The following is a 13,053-nucleotide window of genomic DNA, read 5'->3' as shown; positions in this document are numbered from 1 at the left end:
AATACATTAATGGAAAACTACTACTTGATATTTCTCTGATGGAAATCAAAACAAATATTTCCCATTTTCCCAATAATAATTTTAAAAAATAATTATTTCACGTTCTAAATTCGTTTCTTGGTTCATACGTTATTAAAGTTGTTGAAAAATAAAAAAGCGAAAGATTTAAAATATGATCCAAATGGTCCAGATGATGTTTAAGAGAGGTAGGTATATCTTCTCCTAAATAAACACTGCAGCTGCTATAGCATGTGATTATTTACACTTCACTTCTGTTTAAACATTTCTAAATAAAAAATCTTGCTAACAATTCCTTACAAATACAATTAAGAAATTACATTCTATACAACTGCTGCAATTTTGTAGTTACCTTGAGAAAGGACAGATTGCTGATGCAGAAATTTAATATTAATAGGAAGCTAATTGGTGATGATTCATCAGTTTTTGTAATTGCCGAGGCCGGAATTAATCATGCAGGTTCATTTATTGAGGCGAAAAAAATGGTCGATGTTGCCAACTCAAGTATGGCTGATGCAGTTACTTTTCAGCATATAGCCTATAATGACATTGATTGTAGAAAATCTTCTAAGACCAAATTAGATTGGGATAAATGGAGATTATCAGACGAACAGATTATCGAATTGTTTGATACTGCACATAGATTGGGATTATCTACGACGGCTTGTGTAGTAGATTTTAAGTCTCTTGAGTTTATTGTCAAGTCAGGTGCTGACTTTCTTAAAATAGTTAGCGGGGATATTACATGCCATCCCTTTTTGGCTGAATGTGCAAAAACTGGTTTACCTATATTTCTTTCTACTGGAAGTGCATTGTTATCTGAAATAGAAGCTGCTTTAGAAGTGATTGAAAAATCAGGTGGAAAAAATGTCGTTGTATATCAAACTAATACTAAATATCCGACTCCACCTAATGAAGTTGATCTTAGAGTAATGGAGACACTAAAAAAATTTAATTATCCAGTAGGCTTCTGTGATCACACTGCAGGAACAGCTATCTCCTTAGCAGCAGTGACGTTAGGTGCTCACGTTATAGAAAAGCACTTCAGTTTAGACGCTACAATAAAAAGACCTGACTATGAAGTTTCTATTAATCCTCATGAACTAAATCAATTTGTAACTGATATACGTAATATTAAAAAAGCAATGGGTGTGCCGATAAAGCGCCGGCATACGGATGATGCAAATTTTATATTAACTCGTAGGTCCTTGGTAGCTTGTAGTGATATGACTAAAGGTACAAAAATCCAATGGAGTGATTTAACATATAAGCGCCCTGGAACAGGTACCCAACCTTCAGAAGCTAAGAATTTTATAGGTAGAACTTTAAAATATGATGTAAGTAAAGATGATCAATTATATGAAGATATGTTGGAGGAGATTTAATGAATAAAATTGAAAGACGTACCGCATTAGTGTTAGCTAGTTCTGATGGACTTGGCTTAGCAGTTGCTAAAAGATTATACTTTGATGGACATAATGTAATTATTACAAGTAGAAGTGAAAAATTAGAAAAAGCTAAAAAAGAAATTTGTGATATTGGTAGTAAAGGAGAAGTTCTAGCAATCCCATCCGACGTAACTAGCATCGAGGATTTAAATAAACTTATTATGCAAGGAAAAAAGCAACTGGGGAATATTGATATTTTATTTACAAATGTGGCTGGTCCTAAAGCTGGAACGATAGAGGATTTAACTATTGAAGATTTCTGTAAAGCACACAATGATCTGTTATTGCCCGTCATTTATTTAACTAAACAATTAATTCCTGATATGTCTTCTCGTAAGTGGGGAAGAATTATTATAAATTCTTCTCTTACTGCAAAAGAGCCTTCAAAAATGCTTACCTTATCAAACATATATAGGGCTGGACTAGCTTCTCTTTCTAAAACTCTTTCTCATCAATACGCTAGTTATGGAGTTACAGTTAATACTGTTGGACCTGGTTCTTTCAAAACTGCTCGCGCATTAGAATTATTAAATGAAATGTCTAAAACACAAAAGCGAAATGTTGAAGATATCGAATTAGAAATCACAAAAAATTTACCAATGAAGAGATATAATGACCCAATAGAATTTGGTAATGTTGTAGCTTTTTTAGCTAGTGATGCTGCAAGTGCTATTACAGGTACTTTTATTCCAATTGATGGTGGAATTTCTCATGGGATATTCTAGATAAGTAGATATTTTACTATTATCCCAAAGTACTAAATGCTGAGATCGAGGTTTTTTTATATTGTGATCTCTTCTATTGGTAAAGCAAGTTTTTTATAAAATTCAACTGGAACCATTCGATCAGGTGTTAAACCCATCTAAAAAGAAAAATAACGATAAAAAATTGCTGTTTTTTCATAAGAATACTTAATCATTTAACCATTTTGATATAATTATCTAATTGTATCAAAGCCAAAAAACTACTTACTTAACAAATATTAATGCACTTTTAACTTCAAAACCAAAAGAAGAGCGAACTGTATTGCCATTCCCATCAGAAAAAAATTAGGAAACGCACTGATTTCATAATAACAAACTTCTCCCACACATCTTGGCCCACAAGAAATTTCATATTGTAGTGAAATTTCAATCCAGACGAAGTTCTAGATTGGAAATATTAGTTCTGTTGCAAAATTAACTAAAATGTAAAAGATCTGTGGTTGAAGAAAATAAATTTTATACAGGCAGCAATAATTTCTATAATTCATTGCATATCGAAAAAACGGAGTTTGGTTGAAGACTCCGTTTTTTTATATAAGGAATGAATGGCTTCAATTCCTTTTATTGTACTTGAGGCTTGAAGAGAATTTTGAAATCTTGAGGATCTAGCAAAACGACGTTTTACGTGTCTATGATCTTATTCCATACGATTATTTAGATGTTTAGCTGTAGAATTCATTGCGTTTTATAAAGTTTTTTTACTTTTACATACCTCGAGATAAATCTTGTAATTTTTGAGTAACTGTAGTTTGAGGGTAATTTTTCTGTATGAAATAATCTCTTAATTGTTTAGCAGTTGTAGAATAGGAAGAATCATATAAAACCTTTTCAATTGTCTGTATCATATTTTCAATAGAATGAGTTACAAGCCAGCTTAATTCATCGTAATATTTATAATCTCTCTCCTCTGACTTAGATTTATAAACGACTACTGGTTTATCCAATAACATAGCCTCTAATCCTACTGTTGAATTAGAGATAACTACAAGATCTGAATTAGAAATGACATCATAAATACTTACTTCTGTTGTAATATACTTGACATTAGGGTATACCTTACTTAAATGAATATATTCGCTCACTAAATTACGACCTTTTTCCCAAGGGTGAGGCTTTATAATAACTGTAATATTTTTGTCTTTCATCAATTGTTTTGTTAGTTCAACATAAACTTGGGTTTTAAATGGTTGCGTTGCTATAAAGATTATTTTCTTAGAGGTATCTATATTTAGTTTCTTACAAAGTACTTTTTTTTCTAAATGCTTCTTTTCAAAGATATCATCATATCTTGGGTGTCCCAATATCTCGATTTGAGAATCCGCTCCACCTCTTCGAAAATACCACTCTCGTTCATACTCTCCATATACAATCTGTTTCGTAGCGAAAATTGGAAAAAACGCTTCTTCTCCCATTATGGCCCCATGCTGAAGACAATAACTTGGAATCCCCTTACTTTTAGAGATAAGAGTAAGTACTCGGTTCGTTATATCTTCTGTTGTACCAACAATCACACTCGAGATATCATGTTCTTCAAAAATAAAATATGCCATATTAATTTTTTCAATCATGATAGGAAGATCATTGAGTAGTTTTGTTTGAAAAAATTTATTAGAAAATAACGGATGTTCTTTACATGTTGAAAAAATTTTTTGAGCTTTTTCAATGAAAATATGAGAACTATCAGGAACTTTATTTGTATAATCCAGTGTGCAAATCGTAGGGAGACCATAAAGCTCGCTTTTTTTTGCTCTTGTTAATATTTTTGTATACTTAGGGTTAAAATGCGAAAAATTACCTGCTGAAAAACGAAGATAATCAGTATTAAGCAATACGACTCCATCTGATCCTCTTTTCTTTGTCGTTTGCTCAAGCAGAGGCAACCATTTTTCAAATTCTGACTGCAATTGTTTTTCTTCTATTGGTGCAACAGACAAATATTTATAAAAATCCTTACTTTTCATCTTACTTTTAACATCTTCTTCTAAATATTGATAAAAATTACTTAATAAAGGTAAAGAAATGTTATGATGTACTAATTCAGAAAACACCTTTATATACTCTAAATTTAATAACCAATAATTTTTCAAATAGACTTCACTCAAGGTCTCACCCTCTTTTTCTTCTTAAGTCTTCTCTTAATTCCTTACATGTTCTTTATGGTTTAATAATTGTATAAATTCATTTTTTTCTTCCGCGAATAACTAAAAATATATTGAATTTAAATTAATATATTTTTTATCTAAAATCTTATCTATCGGATAAAAACCCAAAAATGATTCAATCTCAAAAAAATAGCATACCTCATGCAATAAAATTCGGTTTCTTATCCCAGTAAGAAACCTATTTTTTGAACGATTGGCAAAATAGAAGCCCAATACATGTCGAACAATGATCCATTATATATGGATCATTGTTTGTAATCTTTTGTGCAGGTCTTTTTACACCTTTAATTGGCTGAGATGCTTCGTTAATTAAAACTGCGGAACGTTGACAATTCTAATTTAATACGCTCCGTATCGATTTCTCTACAAACAATGGCTTGTAATAACTAGTCATAATAACTATAATTTTAGGCAGCTATTATCCCACTCCTTATCAATAAATAAAGTTCAGTTATATTATTATATAAACAAAAAGAACGAACTGTTCCGGTAATTACGATTTTCTTTTTGTATACACTAAAAGATAAAGGCGATATCTTGTTTGTCCATGAATTTTTATTATTTTCCGTAAAAATCTATTCCATAAGTAATTTCAATCACAATATGACTTGCTAACTAGAAAATCTTCTAATGTGAAAAATAAACCAGGAAACTCTAATCGCTTTCTAGACTTACTCCCCCTCACTCTTAAGCGTCACAATCCTTATTAGTGGTACATATGCAATTTCCGTTTCTGCCATAGCGCTGTGTCACCTTTCATGCTTTGACTTCTTTGAATTCAATAGCGCTTTATCAGCATTAACCTATCGAGATCAATTTTATATTTACCTCAACGTGTTTTACTATTATTGGATCAAATATTATCCCGATTAAAATAACCACGATATGTACAAGCATTAGAAAATAGGAAGCATAATATAGAGCATTGCCACCTATTGGCATGTCATATCAACAAGTAAATGCCTTTCAAACATGATTATTTCATAAAAAGGCATAAGTTCTAAAATTATTTTTCTTAATACGGTATGTAATCAACTTTATATACCACATGAAATAACACATAATTTTTGATAAAGGAAGTGAAGTACATGTTACCTTGCCAAGGTACGTGCAATCGATATGTAGATTTTGAGGCTTTAATTACAGCTCCTGAAGGATATATAATTAATGATACGAATTATACCGGTGCTGTCACCTGGAATACAAACCGATTAAAATGTGCATTTGAACCATGTACGCTGCAAGCACCGAACCCTTGCCTTCTTCAAACTGATCTACCAGATGGTTCCTATCCAGTACACAGTGTTCGCATATATGGAGTACTTACAATGCTTGTTAGTATTTCCCCTGTTCAAAATCAATATGGACAAGGAGATGCAGCTTTTTCTAAATGGCATAAATTCTCTATCAATCAGATTGTTTATTATACAATTGATTCGAATTGCTGCTTTGATTTTAGTAGCTTTAAACTTAAGAGTTTAACAGTTACGCCACAAGATAAAAATACATTTATCTTAAATGGCACCCTCTCTGTTTTACCAGTGCCACCAAGTCCTCCTATTTATGCTTTTACAGCAAATAGAGATGATAATACTCTTTCAGTAATTAATACAGCAACAAAGACTGTCCAGCATGTAATCAATCTTCCATATCAGCCAATTAAAGTTGCTGTTAGTCCAAACAAAACATACACTTTAGTTTTGCACTCAAATGATAATAGTGTTTCTACAATTAATAATGAAACACTTACCATTATCTCTACTTTCTCGATAAACGACCCAATTGATATTGGGTTTTCTCCGGATAACCAGTTTGCGTATATACTAAATTTTTTAACTGGTTCAATGAGCATTACTGTTATTAACCTCTTAACTCAAACCATCTCTAATACTATCTCGCTTGGAGGTTATGGATTTTCAAGTATAGCAATTGATCCGAATGGACAATACGCCTACGTCGTAAATTATACGACTTGGAGTATTGTAAAGGTTGATCTAAACACAGGAGAAATTGTAGCAGAACGTCCTACTTCAAACGATTATCCAAATCTCATAGAAATCAGCTTGCTTGACGGATTCGCTTATGTTACAGAAGAGTTGGTGGCGTCTGGGACCACCCTTACAGTTATTGACTTGTCCACTTTCCAAGAGATTGGGGATATTCTTACTGGAGCATATTACTACTCGTTCCTTGCTCTTTCACCTAATCAACCTTTAGCATTGCTAGGAGAAGAAACTACAGATGAAATCAATATTATTGATACAGCACAACATCAATCCACAGGCACTATTTCCATAAATGGCCCAAAAAGCGCTGCGTTTACCCCTGATGGAAAATTCATCTATATTGCACAGCCAGAACAAAACACAGTTACTATTCTTAACTCCGTTGACTATACCGTAAATACAGTAGTAACAGTTGGAGCATCACCTGTAAGTGTTGCAATATAAAGTTTAATGCTTATTAACATTCAAGAAATACTGAGGATTGCACTCTCTACTTATATTAATTTCCTACTCTCCGGTATTCCATTTATACAAATAACTAGTGTCCTTCTCTCTATTTAATGACTAATCGTTTATTTTTATATGTAATAATTTATACATGGGACTCTTCTTAAATACTAAAAAACATATTATCTAATAACTCCTTAAATATCTCCTATAGTTCTTTCCATTACAATTCTCTTTAATTTTGTTTATCTATCCATTCCCTCCGTCGATCAAATCTCCCTCAAGGAATCCAATTTAAAATTCATTTTACAAGTAAACAACCGTTCCATAAGTAGATTATTTAAGGGAAAGGAGTCAGACTTACTGGATTCCCCTTTCTTCTCATCCTTTTTTGAAGCTCTTTTAAGTCTAATTCTATTGTATTCCAGCTAAATAACATTCCCACTAATAAATAACATGTTATATAACTATATAAAAACTCTAGCAAATCATTAAAGGAATCTCCTTCCCCCTATCGAATTATTGTAGAGGAAAGGAGAGGAATACATGGAAATTCTAGGATTAGATCCTCGCGCATTAGCGACTCTAGGTGCACTTGAATACACCAATCGTTGCAATAAATTAATTGAAGACTCGGAGAATAACATATACGAGTGTAAAGAAATAAAAGAAATACTTCAATCACTCCCTAAAGAGAAGCAGATTGAGGTTCTTGAGAATCAAGCTCACTTTGAAGCTGTGGCAAAGATGATTGAACAAAACAATTTAATTCTTTTAGAACAGATGAAAGCTCTACAACTAGCTCAGAAATAAGAAACTTATGATTGATTAATTCTACATACGATTCCATAAATAATGTATCTTTATCTATACCATCAGCCTCTGTTTTTATAGGAGCTTTTGTTATGCGTTGATTCATATTTTGAATTTGAATGGTTTCTTTTACATGTATGAATAGATCTTCTAACAAACCTGGTGTAGACTCTAATTCCTGCTTTTCAATTTCCTCTGTTACAACACTGATAAATTCCCATAGTACCTTTGCACCTAGTAGTTCTGCTAAGCGTTTTTCACGCATTTCAAATGTTTTCATGTTCATGCAAACACACTCCTATAATTTATATATGATGATAAAAGCATTATTTTTTATGTAAAATTGCCTAAAACACTTTCTAAACTTACATTTCTAAAAAATCACCACATCATCTTAAAGATATATTATTATTCAACACACTTCGTGTTGTTCTGAATCAAAAAAAATTGTTTGAACTGTAACACCATAAAAATTCGCTAATTTTATTTTTATATTATCTCGTGGGATTCTCTGTCCATTTTCATACATCTGCAATGTACTAATACTGATTCCGACTGCTTTTGCCACCTCTTCTCTAGATCTCCCATTTCTTAAATTAATTAGATTTTCAGCTACTCTTTCATAATTCATACATTCTCACCCCTAAAACCACATTTCGTGTTGTTAATTAAAATATAAACCGCACAAAATGTGTTGTCAATAGATTTCAATTATCAATTTTTAAAAGTTTTAATATATTAACACATATTGTGTTAATATATTATCAGGTGATAGAATGAAAACGTTTGGAAATATAATTCGTGATTTAAGAAAACAAAAAGGAATTACGCAAAAAGAACTGGCTCAATCCCTTCAACTTAGTGAAAGTACAATTGGTATGTATGAACGTAATGAACGTCAACCTGATTACAATACCTTGATACGTATAGCAGATTACTTTAAAGTATCTACTGATTTTCTTCTAGGGAGAGATTTTGATGTTGAAAGGAAAAGAAATGATTCAGAACTAGATCAATGGTTAAATGATATAAAACTTGCTCCATCCCAAAAACGTGAAGAATTAAAACGTTTTTGGAAATTTATAATGCAGGAAGAAAAGTAATAAAATACCCCCCCACCTTTACAGTGTGGAGGTCTTGAGTTCGAGCCCTTTCCGGGCCATATATTACGGTAAAATGGCGTTCTATTCAAAGTTAGAGCGCTTATTTTTGTCCGATAATTTACTCATTGATTTAGCCTAAATATTTGCGTTACGCCGTCAAACTGTATGAAATGGAAGCCTCCTATTTTATACATTCAACGTAAATCATAGATTTAATAATACTGGGGTTTAGTCTGCCTTTAGACATGAGAGTGTTAACTAGTGAGTATTAATACACACGAGCATTTAGTGCGTAATATCTACTAGAAAAGAACGCCTTACACCACTTCGCAAAACTATCTCTTCCATAATATCTGATTTTTTTAAAGTATAATCGATAAAAACTACTTTTATTTGCATGTATTCGACTCTTTTTATTTATAAATACGAAGGAGCATTATAAAGTTTGCTTATCCATCTCATTTATTTCTCTAATTCCTATAAATAAACAAAAAGGGAAAAAATAATTGATAACAGATTAAAATGTAAAGTAATAATAAAATTATTTAATTTTATTATTAAAAATATAAGAGCCTTGCTACATTTTATTGTAGTAAGGCTCTTTAAAGTTGTTTAATTTCTATTCATTTAAATACATTTAAACTCAAAGTTCAATAATATAGTTGTTTAATCTTGTTCAACTAAAGCACCTGTTTGTTAAACAAGGGGCGCTTTAATTATAGAGCCGTTGACTTTTTAAACAAAGGTATGTAACCTCCACTAGGTCCATAAGCAACCCCAATCTTTTCCCATCCGTATTTTTCATAATATTCTTTAAGATCTGAAGTAAGATAAAGAAATTTGTAACCTCTTTTTGCCGCTTCTAGAAGTCCATGATTCAACATTTTTTCTCCTAGAGAGTTGCCCCTAAATTTTTCATCTACAAACAAACATGCTAGCCAGGGGCTCAAATCCTGACGACTATTTAGATCATTACGAATTAATGCATAAATTCCGATAATCTTATCATCTACTTTTGCAACGTAAAAACTGGGTATGTCATTTGGATTATTTAAAGCATTAATCATACAATCTTCATAAAAAGCACGCCCTCCTTCTTCACCCCATTCTTTCCAGAAAACATCTATAGCCTTATTAAATAAGTGATCCTTCTTTAGTAATTGAATTATTTCCATAAAGCTATCATCCCCAGAGTATTATTTAATAATTGTAGAACAAAACAAAATTAATATTTTTCAATTATCTATATTTTATCTATGTAATCAGCTATAATTTCCTCACCCTAGAAATATAGAGTTTTAAATATTTATTCTCTTAATTTATAAAAATTCCTTCTTAACCGAACCTGCCTCGTTAGTGACATAGGCAATGGTTTTCATTTTTAAACAACTTTATTATTTTTTAAATGACTTTATTCTCAATTTAACAACTTTATTGTCATTAAACATAAAACATGTGAGATAGCTTGAAATTTACATTTGTTTTATAGTTAAAATATTTATCCATTTTTAATGAACCACTTTTTCCAATCTCTAATGCTTTTTCAAAATTCATCTTAATCCATAATAAGTTGTTTAATATGGAATTGCTATCTTCTTCTATCTTTAGATAGTCTTCACCATGTTTAAGTATACGATCATCGTTTCGGTGATTCGTTGAAACTAAGATACACCCTGTCGCCATTGCATCAGCTGCAGCAGTAGTTGGAAATCCATCAATAGCAAAATTATCTTTTGTACTACAACAGATAAAAATATGAGATTGTTCATATAAGTGTTTTAGTTTTTCGAAATCTAATATGCCCCAAAAAGTATAATTCTTGTTTGTTAATAGATGTAAACTATCTTCCCAGTTTCCTACAATATGTAAATGAAATTGATCATCAAGCTTATTAAACGCTTGCGCTAATAAAGGAAATCCTTTTCTTTCTGCATTGTGAGCCACAAATATTATCTGTATTGGCTTAGAAATAACCTTTTGATTGTAATGATAAAAATCTGTATTAATCACTCCTGGAACATAAATACTATTTGGGATAGTATTTAATACTTCATTTGCATTAGAGAATACTGTTTTACAATGTTTAGATACTATATTTAAAAATTCCACAGAAGTATAAGGATCTAATCCCCCTCCTGGATATACTGTAGTGTGAAGTTCAATATGATTTTCCATTAAAAAAGTCGCTATATCAAGTTTCGGATTTGCTCCTGGCATTTGTGTTCCGTCAGGAAGATAACAAATACCTAATAAACTCAACACGAAATTTAAAAAAACACAATATATATCGGTAATTCCTTCTTCTTTCGCTATCTTATTAAATAATTGAAAATCATAAACTTTGGTCGGGAAATCATCTGTATATACCTCAGTAGCAAAGTAAAGAGTATCGGGTCGTTCTTTATAGATTTGGTAATTCTCCCAATAACGAAATCCACTTAACTTCCAAGGGAATTTGGTATCAATTACCGCAAGGCGTCTTTGAGATTTATTCTTCATTTTTAACCACTCACTTCCATCTTCTCTCTTGCAACCGCAAATAAAATTGTTTCTTGAGCATTGATAGTATAGTGGCCTAAATAAAATTGATATCCCAAATTTAATTCATTAATAAATTTCATAACATTAACAAAATCACTGATTTGATGATAAATCGCAATAGCAAGCGTAGGGCGGAATGTAGTTATAGAATGGATAGCGCCTTTTAACGCATTCATTTCAGCACCTTCAATATCCATTTTAATAAAATCCAATTTATGAATTTTTTGTTCTATTACCAAATTATCTATGGTGATAGTACTCACTTTATCTGTAACACCTGATTCTTCAGAAAATGAAACAAAACTTGCAGCCCCTTGATCTTTATAATATAGCGAAGTATTTGAATCATTCCAAAGAGGGTGTTTAACAATTGTAATATGCTTTTGAAGTGTTTCATTTAAATTGATGTTTTTCGACATAATTTCTAAATTGCTTGGTATAAATTCAATTGTATAAACATGGCCCGTTTCTCCTACTTCATGAGCGAAATAAAGCGCAGTATCCCCAAAACATCCACCTGCGTCTATAACAATGTCTCCTTCTTTTGCTTTTATTACGGGTGAAATTTTATTGTATTCATACTGCTTATCTAAAAAAGTCGCACTAATTCCCATCGAAACATAAAACAACTGCAAATTATACTTTAAAGGCGTTAAATCAAACAATTGTAGCGTCCAGTTATGATAATTAGTTTGAAGTGTTTCTGTAGAATGGATGAGGTTTTGAATAGATTTTCTTTGATTCCAATAATCAAGAGTATTTAAAGGCAACTTGACTTTATGATTTCCTAATAATCGAAATGCCAGGAGTTCGATTAATAACTCTTTGGAAAAGGGGTCGCTCAAATTGAAGTATAGTTCTTCAAGTCCTTGTAAGTGCTTCAAAATTTCTTCTTTTTCATTCTGGATATTTACAACAATTGAATCTATGGAGGGACGTACATGCATAAGTTCAAATAACTCTATATCGATATTATAGTAATAATGGTTCTTTAAGCAATTAAGAAGTTCCATTATAAGTGTATCTAAAAATCCAGAAGTAGACTCCATATTATCATTATTGTTAATCTGGATTGCACGTTCTGCTAAAAACAATAATTGATTTGCTTTGTTGGATAAATCAATATTGTTAGTCATTTTCATGACATAGGATAAATATTTTGCTGCTAAATATAGTCGCCCACTGGAGTAATAAATCTCACCTATCTTTAATAATGTCTCAGGATCATTTATATTTGCAATTAAAAGTTTTTTCAACTCTAACTCCAGTAAATTTGTTTCATGTTCCATTTTTTAAGTTACCACCCTTCTTTTAACGTAAATTATGTTTTACTTTTTCCAGATACTTAAATATGTGTAAATTGAATTCACTTCTTATGGCTGTTGTTATTTGAGACACCGTTATAAGATATTATCTGCAACTAAAAAATAGAAGCTTAAATTACAGAAATTTATATCATCTCGCTAGAAAGAACGTCTGTACAAAGGTAAATTTCAACTCTTTACATATCAAAATAAATTCGAGTAACAAACAATTTTTTGTTACTCGAATGTTATAAGATGATACGATCGAGAAATTTATAAAAAAGCACCCTCCTTTTCTATTTAGCCTATATAGAAAAAATAACGTTTTTTACTTTGTAATAATGGAAATGTTTAAGAGGATAGCAAATATATTATAGCTCTCTAGATAACAAAAAAGACTACATATAAACTTGCCAGAAATTAAAGCCTAACCTTGCCGGAAATCAC

General features: G+C 31.2%; 10 protein-coding genes and 2 pseudogenes. 4 read left to right on the top strand and 8 right to left on the bottom strand.

What is annotated here, in order from left to right; genetic code table 11:
• Positions 1 to 392: 392 nt before the first annotated feature.
• Both MR167_RS03715 and MR167_RS03710 read left to right on the top strand, forming a co-directional pair.
• A complete protein-coding gene (locus tag MR167_RS03715; protein ID WP_001168998.1) occupies positions 393 to 1,403 on the top strand; it encodes an N-acetylneuraminate synthase family protein in 1,011 nt (336 codons plus the stop codon).
• Positions 1,403 to 2,191, top strand: a complete 789-nt coding sequence (locus MR167_RS03710) for an SDR family oxidoreductase (protein WP_001033154.1) — start codon at positions 1,403 to 1,405, stop codon at positions 2,189 to 2,191. Before MR167_RS03715 ends, MR167_RS03710 begins: the two co-directional genes overlap by 1 nt.
• Before the next feature lie 516 nt (positions 2,192 to 2,707).
• Here the strand turns inward: MR167_RS03710 and MR167_RS33615 are convergent.
• The 3 genes and pseudogenes from MR167_RS33615 to MR167_RS33610 all read right to left on the bottom strand — a co-directional run.
• Positions 2,708 to 2,900 (bottom strand): annotated as a pseudogene (locus MR167_RS33615) (DDE-type integrase/transposase/recombinase); the annotation flags it as partial.
• A 34-nt stretch (positions 2,901 to 2,934) separates the two neighbouring features.
• Complete coding sequence (locus tag MR167_RS03705; RefSeq protein ID WP_000005859.1) at positions 2,935 to 4,332, bottom strand: CDP-glycerol glycerophosphotransferase family protein; 1,398 nt, start codon at positions 4,330 to 4,332, stop codon at positions 2,935 to 2,937.
• A 4-nt stretch (positions 4,333 to 4,336) separates the two neighbouring features.
• Positions 4,337 to 4,702: pseudogene (locus MR167_RS33610) on the bottom strand (glycosyltransferase family 2 protein); the annotation flags it as partial.
• 778 nt (positions 4,703 to 5,480) lie between these two features.
• Here MR167_RS33610 and MR167_RS03700 point away from each other — a divergent pair.
• On the top strand, positions 5,481 to 6,842 hold the full coding sequence (locus MR167_RS03700; RefSeq protein WP_242313958.1) for a YncE family protein: 1,362 nt from the start codon (positions 5,481 to 5,483) through the stop codon (positions 6,840 to 6,842).
• 691 nt (positions 6,843 to 7,533) lie between these two features.
• On the opposite strand, the gene MR167_RS03695 is transcribed toward MR167_RS03700, so the two are convergent.
• Together MR167_RS03695 and MR167_RS03690 are read right to left on the bottom strand one after the other, a co-directional pair.
• Complete coding sequence (locus MR167_RS03695; protein ID WP_001056479.1) at positions 7,534 to 7,944, bottom strand: hypothetical protein; 411 nt, start codon at positions 7,942 to 7,944, stop codon at positions 7,534 to 7,536.
• A 126-nt stretch (positions 7,945 to 8,070) separates the two neighbouring features.
• Positions 8,071 to 8,289: a helix-turn-helix transcriptional regulator gene (locus MR167_RS03690; protein WP_001105580.1), complete on the bottom strand. Its 219-nt coding sequence runs from the start codon at positions 8,287 to 8,289 to the stop codon at positions 8,071 to 8,073.
• Positions 8,290 to 8,434: 145 nt separating this feature from the next.
• Between MR167_RS03690 and MR167_RS03685 the strand changes: the two genes are divergently transcribed.
• Positions 8,435 to 8,761, top strand: a complete 327-nt coding sequence (locus MR167_RS03685) for a helix-turn-helix domain-containing protein (protein ID WP_000846664.1) — start codon at positions 8,435 to 8,437, stop codon at positions 8,759 to 8,761.
• Positions 8,762 to 9,477: 716 nt separating this feature from the next.
• Here the strand turns inward: MR167_RS03685 and MR167_RS03680 are convergent.
• From MR167_RS03680 to MR167_RS03670, 3 genes are all read right to left on the bottom strand, one after another.
• Entirely contained in the window at positions 9,478 to 9,936 is a 459-nt protein-coding gene (locus tag MR167_RS03680) for a GNAT family N-acetyltransferase (RefSeq protein WP_000402858.1), read from the bottom strand.
• A gap of 265 nt (positions 9,937 to 10,201) precedes the next feature.
• Positions 10,202 to 11,020: a glycosyltransferase gene (locus tag MR167_RS03675; RefSeq protein ID WP_346657766.1), complete on the bottom strand. Its 819-nt coding sequence runs from the start codon at positions 11,018 to 11,020 to the stop codon at positions 10,202 to 10,204.
• Between the two features lie 242 nt (positions 11,021 to 11,262).
• A complete protein-coding gene (locus tag MR167_RS03670; RefSeq protein ID WP_242313955.1) occupies positions 11,263 to 12,591 on the bottom strand; it encodes an FkbM family methyltransferase in 1,329 nt (442 codons plus the stop codon).
• Positions 12,592 to 13,053 lie beyond the last annotated feature (462 nt).

The organism is Bacillus cereus group sp. BfR-BA-01355, assembly GCF_022663675.1.
In the GTDB taxonomy this organism is placed as follows: domain Bacteria; phylum Bacillota; class Bacilli; order Bacillales; family Bacillaceae_G; genus Bacillus_A; species Bacillus_A thuringiensis_S.
This window is presented reverse-complemented; position numbering and strand designations above follow the sequence as displayed.

Coding starts and splice junctions, on each gene's coding strand:
- MR167_RS03680 (WP_000402858.1), bottom strand. CDS start 9,936: ATGGAAATAATTCAATTACTAAAGAAGGATCACTTATTTAATAAGGCT.
- MR167_RS03715 (WP_001168998.1), top strand. CDS start 393: ATGCAGAAATTTAATATTAATAGGAAGCTAATTGGTGATGATTCATCA.
- MR167_RS03670 (WP_242313955.1), bottom strand. CDS start 12,591: ATGGAACATGAAACAAATTTACTGGAGTTAGAGTTGAAAAAACTTTTA.
- MR167_RS03700 (WP_242313958.1), top strand. CDS start 5,481: ATGTTACCTTGCCAAGGTACGTGCAATCGATATGTAGATTTTGAGGCT.
- MR167_RS03685 (WP_000846664.1), top strand. CDS start 8,435: ATGAAAACGTTTGGAAATATAATTCGTGATTTAAGAAAACAAAAAGGA.
- MR167_RS03690 (WP_001105580.1), bottom strand. CDS start 8,289: ATGAATTATGAAAGAGTAGCTGAAAATCTAATTAATTTAAGAAATGGG.
- MR167_RS03710 (WP_001033154.1), top strand. CDS start 1,403: ATGAATAAAATTGAAAGACGTACCGCATTAGTGTTAGCTAGTTCTGAT.
- MR167_RS03695 (WP_001056479.1), bottom strand. CDS start 7,944: ATGAACATGAAAACATTTGAAATGCGTGAAAAACGCTTAGCAGAACTA.